The sequence below is a fragment of the Streptomyces sp. NPDC059875 genome (genome assembly GCF_042731085.1).
Classification (GTDB): domain Bacteria; phylum Actinomycetota; class Actinomycetes; order Streptomycetales; family Streptomycetaceae; genus Streptomyces.
This window is the reverse complement of sequence record NZ_JBHWJZ010000047.1, coordinates 31,172-52,369: the sequence shown is the minus strand read 5'-3', so window position 1 is coordinate 52,369 and position 21,198 is coordinate 31,172. Positions and strand designations below refer to the sequence as shown.

Here is a 21,198-nt window from a genome sequence, read left to right as displayed (position 1 = left end):
CGGCCTGGCGCAGGGCGGTGTCAGCTGCGCTGCCGGGCCGCCGCCGGTCGGCCCGCACCGGCCCGGCAACCGGCCCTTCTCAAAGGCCTCTTAGACCTCGTTTCTTATGGTGTGATCGTTCGTTGATCCGTGCATGACGGATCTGGTCAAACGGCTGGTGCCGGACGAGTTGTGGGTGTTGTTCAGGCGGGTGGTGCCGCCGACGGTGGTGATACGTCCGCAGGGCGGTGGCCGACGCCGGGCGGGTGACCGCGAAGCCCTGGCCGCGATCATCTTCGTGGCGGCGTCGGGTTGCACGTGGCGGCAGCTGCCGCCGGTGTTCGGCCCGGCCTGGCCAACGGTCTACCGCAGGTTCGCCCAGTGGAGCCGGGACCGGGTCTGGGCTCGCCTCTACCGCGTGATCCTCGACGAACTCGGAGCGCGGGGCGAGCTGGACTGGTCGCGGTGCGCGATCGACTCCGTTAGCTTGCGGGCTGCAAAAGGGGGCCATTGACGGGACCGAATCCGACCGACCGCGGCAAGCTGGGATCGAAGATCCACCTGATCACCGACCGGAACGGACTGCCGCTGTCCCTGGGCATCTCCGGCGCGAACATGCACGACAGTCTGGGCCTGGAGCCGCTCGTGCGTGCCATCCCGCCCATCCGGTCCCGCCGCGGGCCCCGGCGTCGGCGGCCGGCGAAACTGCACGCGGACAAGGGTTACGACTACGACCACCTGCGCCGATGGCTGCGCCAGCGGAGAATCCGCCACCGCATTGCCCGCAAGGGCGTCGAGTCCTCACAGCGGCTGGGCCGACACCGCTGGGTGGTCGAAAGAACCGTGTCCTGGCTGGCCGGCTGCCGTCGGCTCCACCGCCGCTATGAACGCAAGGCCGAACACTTCCTCGCCTTCGTCGGCATAGCCGCAACCCTCATCGGCTACCGCCGGTTGACGCCTCTGCTCATGGCCCGAGTTGTCGCGGCGCCAGGTCACCACCACTGCGTAAGGATCGAGGACTAGGGCAAGGTCAGCACCCACCACTGTCGCCACGTGCGAAGGGTATGCAGGAAGACGTTCGGACCCCGGCAGACGGGGCGGGCGTAGCGTCTGACAAGGTCGCCGTTCGGGAAGACGAGCCTCTCGCGGTCGACGAGGACAGCTTCATCATCCGTCAGCCGGAGGTGGTGGACGGCATGCGTCTGGGCAGCAGTGCCTATGCCCCGCTCGGCTCCTCCGAGCAGGAGCAGCCGGTCATCTTTGATCGCGAGGCCCGACGGGTCCGAGACCGGCAGGGCGCGGATGCGGAGCATCCCGCTGGGACCCGTTTCGACGAGCGGGGCGCCCGGCCAGTACACGGCGTGGGCGGTGGAATGGGAGATGTTGATGGTGCTGACCTCTGCCACATGATGGTAGGGCGCCGGTGGGCGCATGACCCCTGCCCGGTTGCCCCTACCGTCCCAGCGGGTCAGTCCACCCGCGCTGACGCGGTCACCGCTGTATACCCCTTCGTCGGCGTACCCGGTCCAGAAGCCGGTCCGGTGATCCGCTACCAGATGCGTGAGGCCGGTTCCCAGGGGAAACCGGCGCCGAGAGCGGCCGTCCGGGCCGAGGATCTGGCCGGACAACGCGTTTGGTCTCATGGTGCCGGAGAGGACGAACCCGCCACCCGGAAGGACATCGAAGGCATTCGGGTCCACGGCCACTCCGTGGAGAGTTTGTTCCAGGACCCTGCCCCCGTCATCGATCACGACGAGGGCATCGAAGGGCAGGTTGACGGGTGCTGGAACGTCCCGACCTGCCCACCTGTAGGGGAAACGGGCATCAGGACAGATCAGCCAGAGAGCCCGGCCACGCGAATCGATCGTCGTAGCCAGTACCTTCCGTTCGTCGTACTGCCGAGGCAACAGTGCGTAGGAACGCAGTGCCACCTTCGTCAAGAAGATCACCTCACGGGCGAAGGAATGCGACGCGTTCATGATCACACGCTTGCTCCGGGCTCAGCTACCCAGGGCGATCACCACGACCAGCCAACTCGGCTGCTGAGGGACCACGCCTCAAGTGCCAGGACTCAACAACACACACCTCAACCAAAGGAAACGACGTCTTAGGACACCATCCCCTGTCCCTCCAGTTCGGCGAGCCGCACGGTGCAGAGCCCCCCGCGCTCGGCTTTCACCTCCGTCACCTTCAGCTGTGTACCTGGCGCGAGGATGTACTCCTCTTCGCCGGTGAACGCGGAGAACCGGCGGATCCCCACCGCCCGCGCCGGTGTGACCTCGAACAAGGTGCGCTTGCCACGACTTCCGAGGAACGCCCGGGCCACGCTCAACTCGGACGTGCACGACGAGACACCCCACCACGTCACCGTCCGCCCCACCGGATACTGGGACCGCAGATCCAACGCCACGCCTCGCCACAAAGGCCGCTTCTGTGCCGGCAAGGCCGCCACCGCCGAGAACAACAGCCGCAGGTACGGCAGGTAGGGCACCAGCCGCTCCCGGTCCGCCGAGCGCAGCACGGCGTTGATCTCGCGGTAGAACACCGACTCGCACGTGTACAGGTACAGAGCCGAGATCGCGTCGGCCGACAGTCCGTCCCCGCTCATCCCCTCACCGGACAACCCACCCCCAGCCACCGCCTTCGCAGCCTTGTCTTCCCCGAACCGAATCGAGCGCTCGATGTGCCCGTCCAGATGTGCGAGCACTCCCGACACCGGCTCGGCGGCCTTGCGGAAATCCATCAGCGGCGTGTCGAACACACCGGTGATCGGCGGCAGGACAAGCCCCTCGTCCTTGACGCTCGTGAGCCGCTCCAGATACAGCTGGTGCAGCTCCATCGTCGACGCGATGAACGCCCCCATCCGCTCCGCGACGCCACCACCCTCGGACCCGCCGGGCATCGCCGTCTCCTGGTCCCAGCCCTTCCGGGGCAGCCAGTCGACCGGCTCGGCCCCGACGACCGCCAGGGCATCGTTCACCTGGGAGAAGTGGTCCCCCTCGCAGAAGATGTCCCCCTGCGCGGCTGGATTCGCGTGGTCCAGGTGCCGGACCTCCACCCCCGGGTACTTCTTCTCCAGCCGTTGCACGACCCTCTTCAGGCTCCGGGCATGCGCGCCCCACCAGGCGAACACCACCCCTCGGTCCTCCTCTTCGGCGTCCTGCTTCGCCCGGAGGATCTCCTCGACGATCTGCTCGGCGACGGGCCGCCAGAACGACGTGTGCCGATCGGTCGGCACAGCCCCGTCCGCACTGGCCGTGAGGGACGCGTTCAGCATCAGCACACCCTGGGTGAGCATCGCCTGGAACCACTCCGGCGGCTGAACCGTTTCCTCCTTCTTCAACAAGGCCCGGATGTCGGCGATCGGTGTCTTCCTGGCTATGCCGTACTTCCACATCGCGGCCGCCTTGATGATGCAGCGCATGCTGACCACCCGACCGAACTGAGCGTCTTTCCAGTCGTTGAAGGTGTTGTCGAACATCGCGATGCCGGTCGCGCTCTCCGCCCGCGGATACGGGTTCTGTCCGAAGGCGACCACCTTCCACTTCTGCGGCGGATGCGGCTTCAGCGCCTGGAACGTCAACTCGCGCACCGGAACCACCTCCCCACTGCGCTTAGGACCGATGAAATCGGCAGCGCCCGGCTGCGCCTCGATCACCGGACCCAACAGCGGCAGCCACGGCTCACCACCACCGGTGAACAGCTCGGCCAGCCCCAACGGGTCCCCGGCCGAGGAGCCCGCCTCGCCCGCGGCCGGAACGTCGACATCGCTCACGAGGGCACAACTCCCAGGACTCCAACCGGACGCCCCCTCGGGCGCGCCGGCATGCTGAACGGATTCGACAAGGTCGTCGCCGGCATCCCCGCCCTGTGCGGTGCCGGCCTGCTGGGTGCCGGCGTGCTGGGTGTGCGTGTCAGGAGGAAGGGAAGGCCGCTTGGGCACGTTGATCCGCACCCGCCGGGCGGCCCCCGCGCCCTCGATGTCGTCGAGCTGCCCCTGCACAGCGGCCCGCAACTCGTCGTAGTCGGCGAACCCGTGATCGTGGAAGAGGGTGAAGCCCGTCCACATCAGATTGGCGCACACCTGTGCGGGCACCCGCCCTGTCTGCGCACCCATCCCCACCAGCGCCACCGACCGGATACTGCCGGGCTCCTTGCGGTTGTGCAGATGCACCGCCTGGAACCCGGCCGCGCACGCCAGCGCCACGTTCATGGTCTCGCTGATGTTCTGCGAGGACTGCCGCATGGTCGGCGTCGAGATCAGATACCGCGGCACGGCCGACCCGGACGGGACACATACCGCGCTGCCCACCGGCAGACTCCCGCCGAACCGTTCACGGATCGCCCGCTGCACCCGCACCTGAATACCGGCGCCGAGATACCGCTTGACGACAGCGTCGACCCCACCGTCCATCCGGCCCCGCGCATTGGTGGGGGACACCCACGCGTCGACATCCACATCGAGAAGGGAACCCCGCCGGATCTCGACCCCGGGCGTGTCCGCGAACGCGGACCGCCAGGCCGCCACCACCTCGTCGTTGACGTCGACCAGAACGACCCTCAACGCACCCTCGACAACCACGAATCCACCCCTCCCGCGCAACCTCGAACACACCCGAAGCTACCGCCCCCCACTGACAACACCGACGCCCCGACCCGGCGCCCCGACGGGCCGCCCACGACGAGCCGTCGACACCTCGTGGACTCCTACACCCGCCCGGTGCGCGGCCACGGCAGCCGACGCGAGCTCGACGGAAGCGGCCGTCCGATCCCCGAACGGGGGCGGGCGGATGCTCAGGCCGCGGGGCCGGAGCCGCACCGTTGGTCCGATCCCCGAACAGGGGCCGGCGGATGCTCAGGCCGCGGGGCCGGAGCCGCCCCTTGGTCACGACATGGATCTGCCGGCCGGACCGGTCGATGTTCATCGGGCGTGACTCCGGGAAGCTCGCCGGCCGTTGAGCCGCCGGGGGGACACACCGTCCGCGCGATGGACCCGGCAGCGGCGGGGCGAAAGGCCCGACACCGGTCGGTCCCAGACCACGACGCCCGGCTCGTCTCTGCCCCTTCCACGCGGCCCAGGAGACCGTCTGCGGTGCTGCACCGGCTGCGCGTGCTCAGACGTCCGCCACTACGCCCGTCCGCGGCTTGTGCGACCACATCATCGACGACGCACGCACGGCGGAACCCGCCTTCCACGCGGAGCTCGAACGCCTCGAACCCGCCACCACCGCACGCCCTCCGTACCTGCGCACCGCCCGGTTCTTCCGGCAACCAGCCCGCGAGCGGTTTGAACTGCCGCGAGGCCGGCCGGGAAGCTCCGTGCCGGAGAACGTGAGCACCGAGGTAGCGGGCATGAGGGCGTGCGGGAGCTGACGCGCCGTAAGTGGGCTGGGGACAGCCGGTGCGCACCGGTATGTGCGGCCACGGCTTCGCGTGTGCTGCTGGGACACGAGGGCGACGGACCGGGGCGGATCGCCGGCGCCGGACACGTCGAGCGCGGCCGTGGCGCGCCGGACGCCTGGTGTGTGTGGGGTGCCAGGGGCGCCACCCGCTGTTTAGAGCCACCGGAAGGGCTGTTCGCGGGGCGATTGTTGGCCGGGCTCCCTCCTGCCCTTCCGCGCCCGGGCTTCTAGCATTCGTGACCGCCCCCGCCCGCACCGGCGGGGCGCCCCGAAGAAGCCGCTGACATGTACATGATGCTTCAACTGTTGCCGGCCGCACCACCCCCGCAGCACCAGCGCCTCGATCCACGCAGCAGGTCCGTGACGGCCGCCCGCCCCCGTGGCGCGCCGCACCCCTCGCCCCGCGACAGGACGCACCCGTGCGCCCGCGCTCGCCCGGCACTGACGCACTGGATGGGAGAACCATGAGAGTCCCCCTGCTGGCAAGCGGAGCGATCACCGCTCTGTTCGCCTCGGCCCTGCCCGCACAGGCAGGCCCGTCGTCGATCGTCGACCCGCCCCCGGACAGGATCGTCATCGACATCGCCACGGTGAACGGCTCCGGCTGCCCCCTGGGCACCGCCGCCATCGCCGTGTCCGAGGACAACACCGCCTTCACCGTCACCTACAGCAAGTACCTGGCGCAGGCGGGCGGCAACTCCCTGCCCACGGCAGCCCGCAGGAACTGCCAGCTCAACCTCCTGGTGCACGTGCCCCAGGGATTCACCTACGCGATCGCCAGCGCCGACTACCGCGGCTACGCGTCGCTCCAGCCCGGTGCGAGCAGCACCGAGAAGGCTTCGTACTACTTCCAGGGCTCGCCGAACACCGCGTCCCGGACACACTCCTTCCAAGGCCCCTACGAGGACAACTGGCAGGCCACCGACGACACCGACTGGGCGCAGCTCGTGTGGGCGCCCTGCGGCGTGCAGCGCAACTTCAACATCAACACCGAGCTCCGCGTGAACGCCGGCACGTCGAACCCGGCCACCACCAGCTACATGACCATGGACTCCACCGACGGTGACATCAGCACCATCTACCACCTCGCATGGAAGGAATGCCCCGCAAGCTGACACCAGGTCGCCCCGGACGGGCCCCCTTCCCGTCCGGGGCACCACACCCCCAACAACCCCGACACTCCCCCGGCAGCCCCGGCACCCCGGCGTCCCGGCGTCCCGGCACCCCGATGTCCCCCGCCCTCGAGCAGTCCCGCGGCTCCGCAGCCGGCCTGCCCCCGGCCACGGTGACCCTCCTCACGCAGCAGCGGCAGGCCGGCCATAAGGTGCCCGGCGAGCGCGACCTGTCCACCACCGAGTGCATCCATGTCCGGGCCGACGCCCGTCCACCTACGCACCCGCCTGGAGGAAACCAAGGCCGCCGTCCCGGTCGTCATGGGCGTGCGGGCGGACGGCACCAAGGAGCTGATCGCGACGGCCGACGGCCACCACGAGTCCTCGGAGTCCTGGGCGAGCCTGCTACGGGACCGCCGGCGACGCGGCATGCGGGCTCCCGTCCCCGCCGCCGGCAACGGCGCCCCCGGCTTCCGGAATGCGATCAACCAGGCCTTCCCCGAAACCCGGCACCAAAGGTGCCCGGTTCACAAAACGGCCAACCGCCTCGACAGCCTCCCCAGGCCGGCCCAGCCCGCAGCGAAGAAGGCCATCCAGAACATCCACAACGCCGAGGACCACAGCTGCGCGATGGCCGGCATGGGGATGGAGTCCGCGTCGCCGATGCCCGGGGCGTGCTGCCCGGCCCTGGAGGGTGGCGAGGAGCTCGATCTGCTCGTCAGTCTTCTTCCGTCCCTCCGAGGCGGCATGGATGCGGCGCGCGAGACGGACAACAGCCGGCACGTGCCCGGTTCCCTTGGGGTGGACGGCGGTGGACACCGGCCAGGGCTCGCCGGCCGACCACAGCATGGCACCCGCGACGGAGCCGTCCTTGCGCCCTTCGGGGCGCCGGGACGGGGGTGCAGTCGCGTCGCCGTGCGCCGTACCCGGGAAGGCCGGGGAACAGCGCCTCGGCATCGACGGGACGGGGCCGGGGTGGTGCGGGGCGTGCGGTTCTCCGGAACGACTCCTCGTGGGTGCTGGATGCCGGACAGGCGTCGTGGCTGTGATGCCCCGCACAGGAGCCACGTCACGTCCTAAGAGAGGTAGTACGCAGGCGTCCCGCGATCCCGTGCCCGGGTGGCTTCCGGCAGGCCACTGCGGACATTTGCTATGCGGTGCGGTAGTACGTCACATCCTTGCGCTGTGCTCGGAGAGCCCCTAACCATGGCTGTCGTTCCCGGGGATCCCGGTGCGGACCGGACAGCAGACCATGTCCGCCCGACCGCCCCAGCCGCCTCGCGGAGACACGCTCCGCTTCCGCCGTACCGCATTCGGTCGGCATCCCCACGCCACCCCCAAAGGGAGAGTTACTCGCCTATGACCGCCCCCACGCAGAACACCACCGGCCGCATCGCCCGATTCCGCAAGCTGTCCGTCGCAGGCATAGCCACCGCGGGTGCCGCAGCAGCGGCGCTCACGCTGGCCCCCTCGCCCGCCCAGGCAGCCCCGGTACCGGCGAACGTCCCGGCATCCCAGGTGTCAGCGGCGGACGCTACGGCGGCGAAGAAGGCGAAGAAGCAGTACGCCGACAACCTCGACGGCTGGATCAAGGAAGCCCTGGACATCATGAAGTCCAAGCACATCCCCGGCAGCTACGAAGGCCTGCACCGCAACATCATGCGCGAGTCCTCCGGCAACCCGAACGCCCAGAACAACTGGGACGTGAACGCGCAGAACGGCACCCCGTCGAAGGGCCTGCTCCAGGTCATCCAGCCGACCTTCGACGCCTACCACGTCGCCGGCACCCCGCACGACCTGACCGACCCCGTCGCCAACATCACGGCAGCCGCCAACTACGCGGCCGACAAGTACGGCTCCATCGACAACGTCGACTCCGCCTACTGATCCACCCCTCCCCCGCCCCGCAAACGCCTCGAGGCCCCTCGGCGCCACAACCGCAGCAATCGCCGGCGCCGACACCGGCAGCCTCACCGGCCCCCGAACCGGCCATCCAGTGGCCTTACCTCCAGGCCGGCCGGCTATGCGCTGCGGACGCGTCACGCCAGCCACGCCGGACACAGTCCCCCGAACGCCTTCACCCGGCAGGCGCCCACAGCCCGGGACAGGCCGAGCAGGGTGCGACGGCAACCAACAGCACCCGGCCCGCCAGCACGTCCTCCGTGTCCGCCGGCAGAGTCCCGCCCATCGACATCATCGAGGGCATGACCCCTCTCACCAGCTACCTGTTCCCCGGTACACCTACAGGCGCCTTCCCCAGTCCGCACCACGCCGATCGCCTCATCGACAAAAGCAGGGAGCGCCCGAACCGGTCCACCGGTGCTCTGGGCTGCTTCGGCTTTGCAGCGGGGAGTGCAGGAGGTATGGCGGGTTGCCTGGGGGTTGGCCTGGAACTGGGTCCAGCAGATGGGGCAGGCCCCGGAGTTCAACCAGCACGTCCGGTCACCCCTTTGCGGAGGTTGTCGGAGTGGGACTGGTGCGAGCGGAGACGGTAGGACGGTCCGTCTAAAGCCGGAGACTCGCTCGCCGTTCAGATGGGCGCGGATCGTCTTGCGGTCATGTCCCAGGTGCCGGGCGATCGCCGAGATCGAGCGACGCAGTGCATGAGCATCCACGTCTTCCTCCCAGGTGAGCATCCAGGGCCCTTCAACAGCCCGAACTCCGTGCTCACGCAGGCTCTCCACGACACGCCGACACCAGTTCGACACGCCGACAAGGATCACGCAAAGGATGGGGAGATCACCTGGGCAGGTTTGGCCACCTGACGAGCGATACCTGGGGAGGTTCAAAGAGCGCCATCATGCGCAGCCGTCGTCATCCGGCTCCGGTCATGAGCAGCGTTAGCGGCCTGGAAATCGGGACACCCCGACCAGGACGGTTGCAGCGAGGAAGAGCCCAGCGCTCACTGCCATGAGTGAAAGGAGCACGTCCCCTGACGGGGTGAAGGCGAAGACACTGAAAAACAGGAGAGACCGCTCCCCGTCAGCACCTGACCGAGCCCATGAGGCACAGGACGCAGGACCCGGGCTCGCTCCCAGGGATGGATCCACCCAGTGAGAAGCTCGACCGCATTTATCGCTACAGCGAGAGCAAACGCAATGAGCGCCCCCAGCCCCACGTTCTGCATCCCGCCTCCCGGCAGCCATCGTGGCACACCAGCACGCCAGGGCAGGAGTCCTGCCACCGCAGAAGGGGTGAAGTGGTCATCTGCTGAGCCCTCGAACGCCCGACCGCCGCGACAGACCGAGTGAAGTTCCGCGGTCTGGATGTGTTCAACCTGCCGGCCCGCGACGTCGTCAGGCTCATCAGACAGCAGACTACGATCGACGCGAATCCAGAGGACCCGCTTCCTTCGTCGCCGCCGATCTGCTGCTGAGCTTCTGGCGCCCCTTCGAAGCCGACGACGAACCAGACGAAGAGCAGGGCTACTACTTCACTTCGTCCCCCTGGCACAGCTCGGCTACTACGACACCCAGCCCAAGCCGAGGAACGACTCCGGCTGACCCCCTGATCGGCTTCCAGCTACTGCGGAAGCGAGTCCTGCTCGCAGGATGAGCTCTGGTGCCGTGCAATAGATTGAGGGCGACACGAGAGAAGAGCTCGCATGGACTCCCGCATCCCGCGGTTGCGACGCAAGCTGGCACGCATCCCCTACGCCCCCGCCCGAAGCCACTCCTTCGGAGAAGAGCGGCACGAATTTCGCCTCGGACCCCGCCTCACCAAAGGCCAGGCAGACACCTATGAGGCCGAGCATGATGTGGAACTCCCGCAGCCCTACCGAGACTTCCTCACCAACATGGGCGGCAGCGGTGCGTCTCCCTACTACGGACTGATCCCGTTGGCGGACTGCACGCTCTTCACGATGAACCCCACAGATACCGGCACCGGCTCACGAGGATTCAGCCGGGCCTACCTCCCCACCCGCCGTGGCGACCTGTTCCTGCACGTCATCGAACGCGGCTGCAGCGACCTCGTCCTCATAGGCATAACCGGCCCTCTCACCGGGCGCATGCTCATCGGCAACGCCGACGGCTTCTGGCGCCCGAACGTCTCCTCAGCCCCGGACTTTCTCGCCTGGTACGAACGATGGCTCGACCACATGGCCGCCGGACTGGACAACCGGGCCCTGGAACTGACCTCACCCCAGCTCCGAATGCATCCGACTCGGCAGCGGCTCCCCCACTCGCGGTGACCACACCACAGAACCCGAACCAGAACCCGTTCTCGTGGACAGAACCAGTGGAACAGACCGTCACAACACACTCACCCCCCAACAGCACGCCGCACCCGCGGAATGGAAGGACGCTGGCGACAACGACGCAGCCGAACTGGCCGAGCATCACGCCGCGCGAACCGAGAGCTTCGCTATGCAGCCCCTGACCTCCTACCTCTTCAGTGATCGAGTGCGGGAAGGCCGGCCAGGCCGGTGTCGAGCATGACGCGGTCGACGATCTCGGTCCGGGTGCTGTCGACGCCGATGACGGTCTCGATTCCACCAAGCAGCACGTCGAGCTCTCGGTACCAGCCCGAGCGCAGCTGCGGCTAACCGACCCCGCTCGCGATCGGCTTGGTGGCGTGACGGGCGAGGGTCTGCTCGAGCGGGACGTGCAGGTAGGCGTGGGTCAGGCCGCGGTGGTCAGCGCACAGCTGTGCGAGCATGTCACCGTAGTGATCGGCATACAGGATCCCTTCAACCAGCACGTGCTACCCGGCATCGAGGTCGTAACGGGCCGTCAAGTCGATCAGACCGATGATCCCGCGCCGGGCCGGACCCGCTCCCGCGGTGCGGGCGGTGCGTGATACGTCGAGCACGGCACGTATCCTCTCGGTCTCGTGCCGTGAACACTCCTCAGACCGGCATGCCCAAAGGCTTGCCCAAAGGCTTGCCCAACGCCCCAAAAGAACAGGTAACGGGCTTGCCCATATGCCCGGCAAGCCCCAGGTGACCGACAGGGCAAGCCACCCGTGGTGATGGGCAAGCCCGCTGCGACCGGCCGACGTCACCCCCGGGCAAGCCTCTATGAGGGACGGGCAAGCCTGCCGCCAGCCGAGCGGAACCAGGGAGAGGAGAGGCGGATCGGTCACAGCGCAGGTGTGGCCGATAGGCGGGAGATCGTTCACAACCGTTGACCGACGCGGGCGGGAACGGCCTCGGTCACGAACCAGCCGATCGGCCACACGAGGCCATCATCTGTCACGGTCATCGGCCACGGCCGTCGGCCACCCTGCCGACCGGACACGGCCAGCGCACCCCGGAACATGACGATGGCCGATGACCGGCGCCAGGCATCGGCCACTCCCGGAAGCACGCCAGTCACCTCCGGACAGAGCGCAGGCGCGCGGCCCTGCTGGCGACGCGGCTCCCCCAGGAACCCCACCACGGCACTCACGCGCCCTTGCCCCGCCCCCGGCGACACACCCATGCGGCGGGCGACTTCACCGCCCGAGAAACTCCCCCCGGCTTCCACAGCCTCAACAATCCACCCGGCGACGGCCACAAACTGTTACTGAACGAGATCCAGATCCGGCTCGGTTGGAACGCCGCTCGGGCACCCCCGCCGCACCAGTGCCCAGGACGGTGGACTCCCGGACAGTCGGGCCGCCAGAAGCAAGCAGAGAAAGGGGCGACGCAGCGAGCAGGCCAGCTGTTGCGGGTTGTCAGAACAGCAACGGCACTTCCTCCGGCTATCGCGGAGAAGGACACCTCATGCACTTAGGCCGTCAAGTCGTGGGGTGTTCGCCGCCCCATCGCGCCCGCAGAACCTCGGCCCAGTCGCCGGCTTCCGGACCAGGATCCTCCAGCTGTGGCACCGGGCCGGAAGCCGTCTCGATCAAGTGCACGAGCGTCCAGGCGACGCCGTAGCAGTCGTCCGGGCCGAAGCAGGTGGCCAGGGCAGCGGCCTCTTCAGATGTGACAGGCGGGAGATCGCCGACAGCTGGCGGTCACGCCTGTCGATCTCTTCCTCGCTCGGCGTGCGCACCGCCCCGGATCTCATGGGCGTGACCTGGGCATTAGCCTCAGCGGATGATTCCTGCGCTGCCACCGAAGGTCATCACGCGCCACCGCGACGGACGGATCTATGCCTACGTCGTGGACTCCGGTGCCTGCGGGACGCTGGAGCCCGTCGCGGTGTTCCAGCCGCGGGCCGGCGACGAGGTCGTGGCGTCGGCAGCCCGGCACGACCTGGAGCGAGTCGTGTACACGACGCTGAATGGCGTCGTGTGCCTCACGCGTGCCGGCGACCTGGTGTGGGCTTCGGGCTTCGAGCCGCACTCGGACGTACGCCATGGCCACCGGCCTGGCTGTGCGCTGTCTCTGGACGGCCGGACGGTGTGGGTGTACCGGCCGGACGCGATGGCGGGCCGCGCGGGCGGAGACCAGTGGGTCGTGCACGACGCCGACAGCGGTGCGGTCGTCGCCCGCCGGGAGCTGGAGACGGTCGGGCACGGCGCTGGCCACCACGTGCATCCCGTGGACGGCAGCGTCTACCTCGACATCGGTGAGGGCCAGGACGGCTCCCTCATTCTCCGGGGTACGGCCGGGGCGGACGGCGTGCCGGAGTTCGTGACGTACCCGTGGCGGGACCGCTGCCTGATCGACCTGGCGCCATCCGGGCAGCAGTTCATGACCGTCGACCACGGGCAGGTCGACGTCGCGTTCCATCACCACCCCAGCGGGGACGTGCTCTTCACCCTCCCCGTCGAGGCCTTTGGGTACGACCCCGAGGAGTCCTTCGTGGAATGGAGCGGCGGCTACCTGACCGCGGACACGGCCGTCGTCACCCTGGGCGGTGAGAGTCAGGACGAGGAGGAGTGGTTCCGCTACCACCTGGTCGACGTTTGCACGGGCACGGTCAGCGGCGCATTCTCCGTCGAGGTGACCAGCCCGTACGAGCTGGTGCCCCTGGGCGACGGTTCCTGGCTCACCGACGGCCCCGACGGACACCCCGTCCGTTGGTCCCGCGCTCCACAGCCGTCCGCGCCGCCGCACCCAGCAGGTTGAAGGGCGGTCGACGGCCTGTGACCGGCGGGTCATGCCGACGGGCGAACCTTTCTGCAGTGTGGAAGTGAGCATTCAGTTGGCCAGAGGGGCCAACTACGGTGCTCAGTGACACGAGATGTGACTGTGCAGCTCGGTTGGCACTTTTGTGCACTTGAGTTGGCGCCAGTGAGCAGTTCAGTTGGCGCGCGGCTTTCCGGAAGGTGGCAGGGTACGCCTGGCGTGTGGACGTGCTCAGTCACACCCGACCCCCGGACATGATGCGCAGCAAGTCATTCCGAGCACGTTGCTGGTCAGCACCCTGCCTCGGCTCGCCTGAGACCGGACAACTACGCTCGGTGCCCGGGCGGCAGTGATCGCGCCGGACGGGTTCCGAGGGAGGTGCACGATGCGCGCTGGGTGGATCAGGCTGTGGCAGTGGACGGCGTGGGGCGGGATCGGGCTGAGTCTGTACGCGGGCTGGTTGACGTTCGATGACATCCGGGACCGCGCTTCCAGCGAGCGCGACATCAGCGCGGCGTGCGGTCGGCTTGTGTCCGGGGCCGCGGTGATGGACCTGCAGGGCGGGATGGTCCGGGCAAAAGCCAGCGACTACTACGAGTTCAGGCTCGATGTGGACGAGCTGCCCGGTTCCTGCACCGTCTACAAGGTGCCTGGTCCCGGCAAGACCACGGGCCTGTTCACCTTGACGGTGCGGGGCAGCAACACGTCCAAGCCGTTGCACTGGATCGGTGACGACAGCGATCTCGAGCCGTTTCGCGACAGTCTCGGCAGTCAGAAGTCCGATGTCACCGCGGTCGCCGACCGGCGCCCCGAACCGCGACCAATCGGTGATGGCACCCTGGGCCGGTACGGAGACTGGTACACCACCATCCGCGCCGAGTGCGGCCCCGGCAGCCGCGCGACGGCCCCGAAGCTGCTGAACGTTACAGCAAGCGCTGACTACGACGACGTCTCCGCAGCGGACCGTGAGCGCCTCGCCCACATCGCCCGCTCGGCCACCGAGGCGCTCACCGACCGGATCGGCTGCCAGAGCCGGCTGCCCGCCCTGCCTGACCAGCAGTTGCCGTCCGTACCGTCTGACCTCCGCCCCGCGCAGGCGACGGACGGCTCATGCCGCTGGTTTGCCCGACACATCCAGAAGCAGGGGCAAGGCCGGCTGCCCGACCGTGCCCTCGCGACACCTGCCCTGGACACATCCCCCACCGAAAGCTGCCTTCTGGCGGTCAGCCCCGACCAGGTGGGCCGTATCGACGACGGCTTGCCCGACGACGAACACGATTCCGCGCGCAGTGCGCTCACTCACTCGCCGTGGTGGCTGCGCACCGCCTCCTACTTCGACGCAGAGGCGCACACCGTGGGATACGACGCCCTTGGCAGCCAGGACAGGATCATCACACCGGGAACGGCCGGACACGAAAGCGGCGCGTGGTGGGCCTCCTCCATCTGCGACGGCAAGCCCGCCCTGCACACCCTCAGCTCCAGCTATACCTACGACAACGTGCTCGGCCCCAGGGCGCTGTCGGCCCTCTTCCGCGCATACGTTGACGACATCACGAAGCGGCGCGGCTGCACCCACGTGACGTACCCGGAATCGAAGGACTTCCCTGCCCCCTGAGCACCACCCCGCGCGATCTTGTATGTGGACCGCGCTGAGGTCCAGTGGCGCTACCTGCCGCACGACTTTCCGCGCTGGAACACGGTCTACGGCTACTTCACCAAGTGGCAACAGGAAGGCGTGTTCGCCCAGGTCAACGGCCTCCTCAGGCAACTGTTGCGACAGAAGGAGGGACGGGACGGCGAACCATCGGCCTGCGTCATCGACGCGCAGAGCGTCAAGACCTCCACCAGGGTTCACGCCGCCGGCCAGGGCATCGACGCGGGCAAGAAGATCGTGGGCAGGAAGCGGAGCATCGTCACCGACACGCTCGGCCTGCTGCTCGCGGTACTGGTCACCGCGGCCGGCGTGCAGGACTCGGTGGCCGGCACCCGGTTCCTGGACCAGGTCGCCGCCGACCACCCCGGCATCCGCAAGGTTTGGGCCGACGGTGGCTACCGCCAGCATCTCGTCGAGCACGCCGCCACCCTCGGCATCGACATGGAGATCAGTACCCGTACCCCCGGGACCAGGGGTTTCACCCCCATACCCAAGCGATGGGCGGTCGAGCAGACCTACGGCTGGCTCATGCTCCACCGCCGCCTGGCCCGCGACTACGAAGCCCTCCCCGAACACTCCGAAGCCATGATCCACCTCGCCATGACCGACCTCATGGCCCGCCGCCTCACCAGCGAGAACACCATCTCCTGGCGCGACCCGACACCACAGGCCAAATAGTCGATCCCGGGATAAAACACTGGGAGAAAACGACCTCTCAGATACCAGGCCAGTCCTGTCTGGCTGTCACGTCGCGTGCGATGCGACGCCACTGGTCCTCACCGCCGGGCAGGGGCCACGCCCAAGTCGGCTGTTCCGCTGTGTTCAGGTCGTGGAGGAGGCGGGCGAGCTGCGGGCCGGCGGTGGCGGCGCCGTCCGGGACGGTGGGGCCATGGACGGCGCGGAGTTCGGCGAAGCGTGCCAGTTCGTGCTCGTAGAAGCCCACGGCATCATTGACGCGCGCGGCCAGGTCATCGCGCGACACAGTGCGGTGCAACTGCAGCAGCGGAGGCTCGACGGATTCGGCGATCGCCGCGGCGAACCGCGCGTGACCGTCCAGGATCAGATGGCAATCCAGGCCACTGACCCACCACAACAAGACGGGTGGGAGCGTTCCTTCACGGGCCTGCTTCCGGTACGCCTTGACCCGGCTGTCGTCGGCATCGGGCATTGGCCTCAGCGGAAGGACCTCCCACGAATGCGAATGGACGAACCAGTCGAGGTATCCGTCCGGATGGCCGTCGACGAGCATCGAGCTCCAGTACTCGGCATGCGAATCGTCGGCGTGGCGCCAGCGCCGGAGCGGACTGTCGCACGAGAGCAGCCACCGGCCCTCATGCAACGGGCTGTCCGGCGAGTCGATGAGGTACTGGGCAAAACGGTGAGCCCACCGCTCCGGACTGCCCGCCAGAGCCCGCCCTGCATCGGCGCGCAACGGCGGGACGAAGGAGCGGTACTCGTCGGTGCGCCAGAAGTCCACGCCCTGGAGTTGCTCGTCGACAACGGCGAGCAACACAGGCCGCGACAGCTGTGAGACCAGTAGTCGCGGGCCGGCACTGAACACGCACAGCCCCGGCTGGTGACGGTCGTGCACGTCCAGGGACAGGCCCGCCCACGTGCCGTCGTCCCGCGTGACATCGCTGCGCTGCATGCGCAGAGCGTAGACGCCTGCTGCGTGGGGGACCTCGATGGCCCCGCGGCCGTCCGACACGACCCCCACACTCCACGAGCCGGTAGTCCCGGCCGGAAACACGCGCCGTGCTCGTTGAAGCTCCTCACTCCCTTGAACGCCGGACCGAATGAGGCGACAAGCGGTCCTGGCCGAATTCAGAGATCCCATCAAGGTGCGCCCCGCCCACCGGTCACCCACGTCCACCTCGCCCCGGGGCCGGCCTGAGTCCTCCCGTCGAGCCGGGGCACCGGAGGTGAACGTCGCGACGGGAAGGCCGAGGTGTGGACCCTAGTCTCGATGGGGCTCTGGCCGAGGAGAGGACGGTATCGGCTTTGAAGACCTCTGTTCGGCCAGTTGGCTTCGTCTACGAGATTGGACAGCACTTCGAGACCGATTCGGGAGGCGTCAAGCCCACGAGACCAGGGCGCAATGTTCACGAGATTCGACAGCGCCATCCTGCCCAAACGGGGCGGTTGGGGCGCGCGCGGAGGGCTGACGTACGTTCGCACCTATGACACTCGCCTTGAAATCCCAGCTGGGGGCTCTGTGAGCGGCTGGTGGGCCTACTTGGAGGAACGGACCCGCCGAGAAGTCGACGCAGACGTGCTGCGCGACCGACGGATCTCGGCAATCAGGTCCGTGTGGGAGGCCCTGCGCCCGTTGGGGCTGGGCTTGCACGAGGCGGAGCGGATGGTCCACTCGCGGTACGAGACTCTTGCCGACCAGGTGCAGCGCACGCCGCCCGATCCGCTCGATATCCCGTCACTCGCCCCCCGGGCCGCAGCTCTCCCGGGCCGTGTAGCTGCGGTCGAGGCTCTCTGGGACGGCGATACCGTGCACGATTGGTTCGTGCGGCTGGTCGCGGTCCTGGACGGCCCAGCCGGGGAAGGCCACTTGGCAACCATTTACCACCGTCACGGATCCCCTGCGGGCGCTGCCGCCGCCGAGGCCGGCCGAGCGCTGGCCAGCCACCTTGGTGTGCCATTCCACTTCGCCTCGCCGGACGTTCCTGACGACGAGGCCCCCCGCTGGCGAACAGCCCAGCGACTGGCGGAAGGACCGTGACCGGCTCCGTAGGCCGATCGAGGCGACCCCGAGGAGGTCGGGACCACCGGGTGCCTCCCGTTCTCGTGAACAAGGCCTCAGGGCTGATCCGGCTGCCTCCCGAGATGGTGAACAACTTCTGTCCAAACTCGTGAACAAAGCCAGCCAGTCGCATCGCACCCCCGGGCCGCACCCGCCCGAAGGCGCGCCCTGGGGCCCCGGACGGCCACTGGCTGCTCCTGGTGATGAGGATCTTTGAAAACAACGGCCGGGTCTGCCCCTCGTCTCACTTGTCTGGGGCGGCCCTTGATCACCTGCATGTAGGTTTTGCGCATGGCTGGTGACTGGCGGATGGATCGGATCGGGACTGCCCTGAGGGGGGAGAACCCGACCGTGTTGCGGCGGTTGACATCAGGGTTCGCGGTCATCGGGGATGTCCAGTTCCTGCCGGGATACTCAGTTCTTCTCGTGGATGAACCGGATGTGCAGCGGCTGTCGGACCTGCCGAGGACAAAAAGACTGTCATTCCTGTCTGAGATGGACCAGCTCGGTGAAGCGGTCGAACGTGCCTGCCGGCGGCTGGACCCGGCTTTCCGGCGGGTCAACCTGGAGATCCTGGGGAACACGGACCCGTTCCTGCATGCGCATGTGTGGCCGCGGTTCGAGTGGGAGCCGGCCGAAGTCGCAGGTGCTCCGGTGTGGCGCTATCCGCGTGAACGGTGGAGTGACGAGCGATTCAGACTCGGTCCGCAGCACGACGCGCTGCGAGAAGCGATCGGCAGCGAACTGGACCAGTTGCGCCTGATGGCCTGACGGTTCTGGGGCTCGCCGACCTTCAGGACGCGTGGCTCACGAGGCAACAACCCGAACAGTGACCCGGGCGTCTGGGCGTGGGTACAACCACCGAGCCGAGCCCAGATGCTGCAAATGTTGCAAATGTCACCGGCGGGTGGGTTCCCGGGAAATGAGCGAAGCTGACGAAGGGCCGCTCGAGGAGCGGCCCGGCACACCGCCGGCTTCTCACAAAGTCCAGGCACGATCAGGAACCGCCCCTGCGCTTCCACGATCCAGGCCGCGCCCGCGCCCCAGCAGCCCTCGAGGAGATGGCGTGACCCCCCGCAATCGTCCGGTCATCAACGAGGCTGACGTCGCCTGCCGGCTCGAAGTGCCGCTGGCCACCTGGCGCCGCCGCGACGCCCCAGACTTCCGCGCCCACGTCCCCACCCTGCTCCCCGACAGCCGCTCCCTGGTCTACGACCTGGCCCAGGCCAACGCCTACATCGCCGGCAAGCCGACCCCCTCACTGCCCACAGGCGAACACCCCGACGACCTCCTCACCGACAAGGAAGCAGCCGCGGTCCTCGGCATCACCCCCGGCACCGTCCGTGCCTGCGCCTCCCAGGGCTACCTCTCGGGCGGCACCACCGTCTGTGGCACCCGGCTATGGCCCCGCCACGAGGTCAACGAACGCCGCGACAACCCACCCGGCAAAGGCAAGGGTGCGGCGGCCGCCGCACCGGCGAACCCCAAGGCCCCCGCAAAACCCACCCCTACGAAGGCGACCCACGGCTCCAGACCGCCAGCAACGCCCTCACCACGGCACACGGCACACCCAGGAGCCGCATCGCCGCCGAACTGGGACACTGCACGGAGGCACCCCCCGCACCTGGGAACGCCTCCTCACCACAACCACAGCACACCAGGACAACACCCCAGACAGCTGGTAGCCACAGCCACGCCAAGATCCGATGCATCGGCGATGCAGGCCATGGCCCCCTTCAAGAGCTGGCGCCTCCTGCGAAAGCTCCGCTGCAGCAGCACCCGGATCTCCAGCATCGTGAAGACGTTCTCGTCCTTCACCACCCCTCAACCTGTGGTTGGAAAAGGGCTCACTGACGCTGCGACGCGGTTCAAGCTATGAGCAGGCGGAGGCCGAGATCTGCCTCGTCGAGGTCGACGAGGTCGCTGTTGCCCTCGGCCCACCGGCCGGAGTCGAGGTCGTCGCTGAGGCTTCGTACCGCCCGCTGCTCGGCCTCCGGCCCGACCCTCGTCCACACCGACATCGCACGGCGCACGTGATCCTCCAGATACGCTCCCGGTCGGCGCCAGTACGCCTCGAACAGGCCGTCAGCGCAGTCCCACGGGACAGGCACCGGCTCAGCGCGGGCGCCGATCGCGTCGGCCATCCCAGCAAGCGAGGGAAATTCTGCGAGGACGGCGGCGAACTCGGGCAGGTAGTCGCGGGTAAGCCAGAACCGGTCCTGCCATCCAGGCTCGTCGGTGTCGAACGTGAGCACCACCACGCGGCGGGCCACGCGCCGCATCTCGCGCAGCCCCGCTATCGGGTCCCCCCAGTGGTGAACGGTGGAGACGGCCATCGCGACGTCGAAGGAGTGATCCTCGAACGGCAGGCTCTCCGCGGTGGCGGCCCCGCACGGCGCCGAGCCGGCAGGCCGCTGCCCCCGCATGACCGCCGATGGTTCCACCGCGGTCACGTCGCGATCAGCAGGCTCGTAGGAGCCGGTGCCGGCCCCGACGTTCAGCACCGTCTGCGCGTCCCCGAGCGCGTCCCAGATCCGAGCGGCGATCTGCGGCTCGGTACGCCGTGTCGCCGTGTAGGCGCCGCCGATCGCGTCGTACAGCCGTGCACCGAGCATCCCCAATTGCTCTTCCAGTGTCACCTTCAGTCCCTTTGCCCGCGCCTCAAGTTCCCTGTCGATGGCCGCCACCATGGCGTCAGCGCGATCGCGCCGCTCCACCAGCAGGCCGCGCAGTCGGCGCAGGTGCGCGACCGCGTCGATGGACGGGTCGCCGACCAGTTCCGCAACCTCCCGCAGACCGAAGCCCAACCGCCGATAGGCCAGCACCTCCCTCAGCCGCTCCACATCGCCCGCCGAATAGGCCCGGTACCCAGCCAGGGTCCGCGCCGACGGCCGAACGAGCCTGATCTCGTCATAGTGATGCAGCGTGCGGACGCTCACGCCGGCCAGCTCGGCCACGCGTCCCACGGTCCAGTGATCCTCCACGGCACCGACTATGCAGCCTGACGCCACGTGAGGGTCAAGAGCCTCACTCACGGCAGCAAGGTGGGACGCAGCATGACGGCTGCGCCCCGGGGCGGGGTAAATCTGGACGACTCGCAGGCCGAGCCCTGGGCAGCAGTATCAAGAGCCGGGGTGCATCACAGGACGTTGGCCGCTGCGCCTCTCTGCCGTCGGGACCGGATGATCCTCTTGCAGGCACAGCAGCTCGCCGAAGCCTCGCGGCCTGCCTCGGCACCGTGCTGAACGGGTTGTACGAGGCGCTCATGACCCAGCTCGGAGCCGACCCGGACC

General features: G+C 68.4%; 12 protein-coding genes and 3 pseudogenes. 10 read left to right on the top strand and 5 right to left on the bottom strand.

Annotated elements, in window-relative coordinates:
• Positions 1-133: 133 nt before the first annotated feature.
• Positions 134-1,002 (top strand): IS5 family transposase gene (locus ACFV9D_RS35290; protein ID WP_385155816.1). Its coding sequence is split into 2 segments (ribosomal slippage): positions 134-481 and positions 484-1,002, totalling 867 coding nucleotides; the frame shifts between segments, so codons are not numbered across the junction.
• On the opposite strand, the gene ACFV9D_RS35285 is transcribed toward ACFV9D_RS35290, so the two are convergent.
• Both ACFV9D_RS35285 and ACFV9D_RS35280 read right to left on the bottom strand, forming a co-directional pair.
• The gene (locus ACFV9D_RS35285; protein WP_385155813.1) at positions 999-1,964 is read right to left on the bottom strand and encodes a hypothetical protein; all 966 of its coding nucleotides are present in this window, start codon (positions 1,962-1,964) and stop codon (positions 999-1,001) included. The two genes, ACFV9D_RS35290 and ACFV9D_RS35285, sit on opposite strands and share 4 nt — an antisense overlap.
• A gap of 122 nt (positions 1,965-2,086) precedes the next feature.
• The gene (locus tag ACFV9D_RS35280) at positions 2,087-4,561 is read right to left on the bottom strand and encodes a macro domain-containing protein (protein ID WP_385155809.1); all 2,475 of its coding nucleotides are present in this window, start codon (positions 4,559-4,561) and stop codon (positions 2,087-2,089) included.
• Positions 4,562-5,845: 1,284 nt separating this feature from the next.
• Here ACFV9D_RS35280 and ACFV9D_RS35275 point away from each other — a divergent pair.
• From ACFV9D_RS35275 to ACFV9D_RS35260, 4 genes are all read left to right on the top strand, one after another.
• The gene (locus ACFV9D_RS35275) at positions 5,846-6,496 is read left to right on the top strand and encodes a DUF4360 domain-containing protein (protein WP_385155806.1); all 651 of its coding nucleotides are present in this window, start codon (positions 5,846-5,848) and stop codon (positions 6,494-6,496) included.
• A gap of 249 nt (positions 6,497-6,745) precedes the next feature.
• Positions 6,746-7,573, top strand: coding sequence for a transposase (locus ACFV9D_RS35270; protein WP_385155803.1), 828 nt, complete (start codon positions 6,746-6,748; stop codon positions 7,571-7,573).
• 279 nt (positions 7,574-7,852) lie between these two features.
• The gene (locus ACFV9D_RS35265; RefSeq protein WP_385155800.1) at positions 7,853-8,380 is read left to right on the top strand and encodes a transglycosylase SLT domain-containing protein; all 528 of its coding nucleotides are present in this window, start codon (positions 7,853-7,855) and stop codon (positions 8,378-8,380) included.
• 1,717 nt (positions 8,381-10,097) lie between these two features.
• Complete coding sequence (locus tag ACFV9D_RS35260; protein ID WP_385155797.1) at positions 10,098-10,685, top strand: SMI1/KNR4 family protein; 588 nt, start codon at positions 10,098-10,100, stop codon at positions 10,683-10,685.
• Between the two features lie 200 nt (positions 10,686-10,885).
• Here ACFV9D_RS35260 and ACFV9D_RS35255 read toward each other — a convergent pair.
• Positions 10,886-11,274 (bottom strand): annotated as a pseudogene (locus tag ACFV9D_RS35255) (kinase); the annotation flags it as partial.
• Positions 11,275-12,518: 1,244 nt separating this feature from the next.
• Here ACFV9D_RS35255 and ACFV9D_RS35250 point away from each other — a divergent pair.
• The 3 genes and pseudogenes from ACFV9D_RS35250 to ACFV9D_RS35240 all read left to right on the top strand — a co-directional run.
• Positions 12,519-13,496: a hypothetical protein gene (locus tag ACFV9D_RS35250; protein ID WP_385155794.1), complete on the top strand. Its 978-nt coding sequence runs from the start codon at positions 12,519-12,521 to the stop codon at positions 13,494-13,496.
• A gap of 385 nt (positions 13,497-13,881) precedes the next feature.
• Positions 13,882-15,111, top strand: coding sequence for a hypothetical protein (locus tag ACFV9D_RS35245; protein WP_385155791.1), 1,230 nt, complete (start codon positions 13,882-13,884; stop codon positions 15,109-15,111).
• 12 nt (positions 15,112-15,123) lie between these two features.
• Positions 15,124-15,828 (top strand): annotated as a pseudogene (locus ACFV9D_RS35240) (IS5 family transposase); the annotation flags it as partial.
• A gap of 37 nt (positions 15,829-15,865) precedes the next feature.
• Here ACFV9D_RS35240 and ACFV9D_RS35235 read toward each other — a convergent pair.
• A complete protein-coding gene (locus tag ACFV9D_RS35235; protein ID WP_385155788.1) occupies positions 15,866-16,798 on the bottom strand; it encodes a hypothetical protein in 933 nt (310 codons plus the stop codon).
• 1,398 nt (positions 16,799-18,196) lie between these two features.
• Between ACFV9D_RS35235 and ACFV9D_RS35230 the strand changes: the two genes are divergently transcribed.
• A complete protein-coding gene (locus ACFV9D_RS35230; RefSeq protein WP_385155785.1) occupies positions 18,197-18,676 on the top strand; it encodes a diadenosine tetraphosphate hydrolase in 480 nt (159 codons plus the stop codon).
• Between the two features lie 906 nt (positions 18,677-19,582).
• Positions 19,583-19,784 (top strand): annotated as a pseudogene (locus ACFV9D_RS35225) (hypothetical protein); the annotation flags it as partial.
• Here ACFV9D_RS35225 and ACFV9D_RS35220 read toward each other — a convergent pair.
• Positions 19,774-20,871: a methyltransferase domain-containing protein gene (locus tag ACFV9D_RS35220; RefSeq protein ID WP_385155819.1), complete on the bottom strand. Its 1,098-nt coding sequence runs from the start codon at positions 20,869-20,871 to the stop codon at positions 19,774-19,776. The pseudogene ACFV9D_RS35225 and the gene ACFV9D_RS35220 overlap by 11 nt on opposite strands.
• Between the last annotated feature and the right edge of the window lie 327 nt (positions 20,872-21,198).

Excerpts from the sequence above, each read along its gene's own strand:
- ACFV9D_RS35275 (WP_385155806.1), top strand. The coding sequence starts at position 5,846 with ATGAGAGTCCCCCTGCTGGCAAGCGGAGCGATCACCGCTCTGTTCGCC.
- ACFV9D_RS35270 (WP_385155803.1), top strand. The coding sequence starts at position 6,746 with ATGTCCGGGCCGACGCCCGTCCACCTACGCACCCGCCTGGAGGAAACC.
- ACFV9D_RS35265 (WP_385155800.1), top strand. The coding sequence starts at position 7,853 with ATGACCGCCCCCACGCAGAACACCACCGGCCGCATCGCCCGATTCCGC.
- ACFV9D_RS35260 (WP_385155797.1), top strand. The coding sequence starts at position 10,098 with ATGGACTCCCGCATCCCGCGGTTGCGACGCAAGCTGGCACGCATCCCC.
- ACFV9D_RS35250 (WP_385155794.1), top strand. The coding sequence starts at position 12,519 with ATGATTCCTGCGCTGCCACCGAAGGTCATCACGCGCCACCGCGACGGA.
- ACFV9D_RS35245 (WP_385155791.1), top strand. The coding sequence starts at position 13,882 with ATGCGCGCTGGGTGGATCAGGCTGTGGCAGTGGACGGCGTGGGGCGGG.
- ACFV9D_RS35235 (WP_385155788.1), bottom strand. The coding sequence starts at position 16,798 with ATGCAGCGCAGCGATGTCACGCGGGACGACGGCACGTGGGCGGGCCTG.
- ACFV9D_RS35230 (WP_385155785.1), top strand. The coding sequence starts at position 18,197 with ATGGCTGGTGACTGGCGGATGGATCGGATCGGGACTGCCCTGAGGGGG.